This window comes from Brevibacterium sp. XM4083 (assembly GCF_006489205.2).
GTDB lineage: Bacteria > Actinomycetota > Actinomycetes > Actinomycetales > Brevibacteriaceae > Brevibacterium.
In genome coordinates this window covers 1-441 of record NZ_VFYR02000014.1, presented here as the reverse complement: position 1 = coordinate 441, position 441 = coordinate 1, and the positions used below count along the sequence as shown (strand labels likewise).

Sequence of the window (441 nt, the reverse complement as noted above, 5' to 3'; positions counted from 1 at the left end):
GGGGTGCGTGCTGACGGGTCCCGGGTGGATCTGAGTGCTGAGCAGCCGACAGCGAGGGCGTGGATCTATGAACGGTTCGCGACTCTGGTCTCGCGGATCAGCATGGACCAGGCCGGGGCCGGGACCCCTTACGCGCTTGTCGTGACCGCGACGGCTGAGGAYCTKGCTCACGGCACCGGGGAAGGCACCACSGGGGTYGAGACKCCGATCCCGATCAGYGAACTGCAGGCCCGTGGRTTGCAGGGGCAGGTGTTCTTCCATCTGGTGTCGCAGAAGGCGAAGACGGTGCAGGTGCTCACGGAGAAACGGTTTGCCAATAAGCAGCAGATCGCGGTGGTCACGGCTCGTGACAAGGGGTGTACGTTCCCGGGGTGTGATGCGCCTCCGGGGTGGTGTGATGCCAATCATGTGGTCCCGCATGCCCGGGGTGGGTTGACGGAG

Annotated in this window: 1 protein-coding gene; it reads left to right on the top strand. The window is 65.2% G+C overall.

Annotation, left to right across the window (positions count from 1 at the left end; all coding sequences use genetic code 11):
• Positions 1–249 precede the first annotated feature (249 nt).
• Positions 250–441, top strand: a 192-nt coding sequence (locus tag FJ887_RS18210) for an HNH endonuclease signature motif containing protein (protein ID WP_250786308.1), incomplete at its 3' end; no start/stop codon positions are given.